The following is a 1,878-nucleotide window of genomic DNA, read 5'->3' as shown; positions in this document are numbered from 1 at the left end:
GGTGGCGGCAGTGCTGCGGGCAGGGGGCGAGGACGCGATGACGATGCTCTCGCGCAACGACGCCTGGGGCGCCTTCGAGCGGGCGGGCACGCTTTTCGTGCCCGGTCCCACCGGCACCAACGTCAACGATTTCCGCGCGATCCTGGTCACCAGAGCCTGAGGGGCCCGAACCGGAAGGAGGCCGGGCGCGACCCGGTCTTCACTCTGCTGTCAGCGCTACTCAGCCGCCTGCTGGGCGGCCTGCCATTCGGCCCAGGCCTCGGGGGTGTCGAGATCGACCAGCGCCCTCTGCCCCGCGAGCGGCACCTGCCGGACGCGGTGGATGTTGGCCTTCAGCACCGCCTTCGCGCCCATGTCGCCGCTCAGCGCCTGCAGCGCCGGGAAGCAATCGGCCGGGAACAGCACCGGGTGGCCGGGGGTTCCGTCCGCCGTGACCGCCTGCTGGATGGTCGGGCGGGGTACGTTGCGGAAGGCCCGGATGACCTCGGTGATGTCGGCGGTGGTAATCTCGGGCATGTCGGCGGGCAGGATCATGACCCCATCGAGATCGCGCGGCAGGAAGCCCACGCCGCGGCGGATCGACGACGACATGCCGAGATCCGAATCCGGGACCTCGACGATCTGGACCGGCAGCCCCGCCAGCGCCTTGGCGCGCGGGTGCTGGTGGCCGGGAATGGTGATGGCGACGTGATCCGCGGCGGCAAGTGCCGCCTCGGCCTGGCGACGCAGCAAGCACATGCCTCCGATATCCATCAGAAGCTTGTCGGTCCCGCGCATCCGGCGGCTGGCGCCGGCAGCGGGAATCAGAACAGCGATTCCTCCCATGGATCGGCTTATAGACGATGTTTGCGCCATCGGCGGAATTTTTTCGTTAATCGAAAGTGAAGGTTACATGACGCACGTTTACCGCGAGGTCGCTCCGGCTGAAACAATTTCGTGTGATCACAATTGCGGCCGACCGGTTTCCGACAGTTGACCGCGCTCTGGCGCGGCTTACAGTGCCACTTCTGGAACACGAAGTGGGATGTCATGCGATGGTGCTAGCGCAAAAGTCTGAGAACGAACGGGACCGGCTCGCCGAGCTGCGCAGTTTCGACGTGCTCGACAGCGCGCCTGACCCCGCGTTCGACGAGGTCGTGGACCTGCTGGCCGAGATGCTCGACATGCCCGTGGCGCTGATCAGCCTCGTGGACGAGAACCGGCAATGGTTCCGCGCGCGGCATGGCTTCGAGCCGGCCGAGACCCCGCTCGGGCAGTCGATCTGCTCGCACGCCATTCTCGAGGACGATATTCTCGAGATCGAGGACACTCTGCTCGACCTGCGCAGCGCCGACAACCCGCTGTGCTGCGGGCTGCTCGCCGACATGCGCTTCTATGCGGGCGCGCCGCTGGTGACCCGCACCGGGCACCGCATCGGCTCGCTCTGCGTGCTCGACCGCCGCCCGCGCAAGCTGACCGCGGCGCAGCGCAAGCTGCTGACCGTGATGGCGGGGCAGGTGATGCGCCAGCTCGACCTCGAGCGCACCCTGAAGAACAAGGAAGTGCTGCGCGAGGAGATCGACCACCGGGTCAAGAACTCGCTGCAGACGGTGGCCTCGACGGTGCGGCTCTACAAGGCCCGCACCCAGAGCGCCGAGGCGCGCGAGGCACTGGACGCCATCGGCCGCCGGGTCGATGCCATCGCATCGCTGCACGCCGAGCTCAACATGACCTCGAAGATGCACCACGTCCGCCTCGACAATTACCTCGAGCGGGTGGCACTGCTGCTGCAGCGCCATGCCCCTGCCGGCACGCGGGTCGAGGTCGAGGCCGACCCAATCGAAGTGGACAGCCGCGTCGCGTCCTCGCTCGGCATCGTCGCCAACGAGTTCGCTGCCA

General features: G+C 67.5%; 3 protein-coding genes. 2 read left to right on the top strand and 1 reads right to left on the bottom strand.

Going from position 1 to position 1,878, the window contains the following annotated elements:
• Positions 1 to 160, top strand: a 160-nt coding sequence (locus HC022_RS25520) for an MOFRL family protein (RefSeq protein WP_303049102.1), incomplete at its 5' end; no start/stop codon positions are given.
• 56 nt (positions 161 to 216) lie between these two features.
• On the opposite strand, the gene HC022_RS25515 is transcribed toward HC022_RS25520, so the two are convergent.
• Positions 217 to 825, bottom strand: coding sequence for an NTP transferase domain-containing protein (locus tag HC022_RS25515; RefSeq protein WP_040383998.1), 609 nt, complete (start codon positions 823 to 825; stop codon positions 217 to 219).
• A gap of 209 nt (positions 826 to 1,034) precedes the next feature.
• Here HC022_RS25515 and HC022_RS25510 point away from each other — a divergent pair.
• A partial coding sequence (locus HC022_RS25510) for a histidine kinase dimerization/phosphoacceptor domain -containing protein (RefSeq protein ID WP_167454258.1) occupies positions 1,035 to 1,878 on the top strand: 844 nt, incomplete at its 3' end.

Source organism: Salipiger sp. HF18, from assembly GCF_011806505.1.
GTDB classification, from domain to species: Bacteria; Pseudomonadota; Alphaproteobacteria; order Rhodobacterales; family Rhodobacteraceae; genus Salipiger; species Salipiger thiooxidans.
The sequence above is the reverse complement of the archived record's forward strand: the minus strand, read 5'-3'. Positions and strand labels throughout refer to the sequence as shown.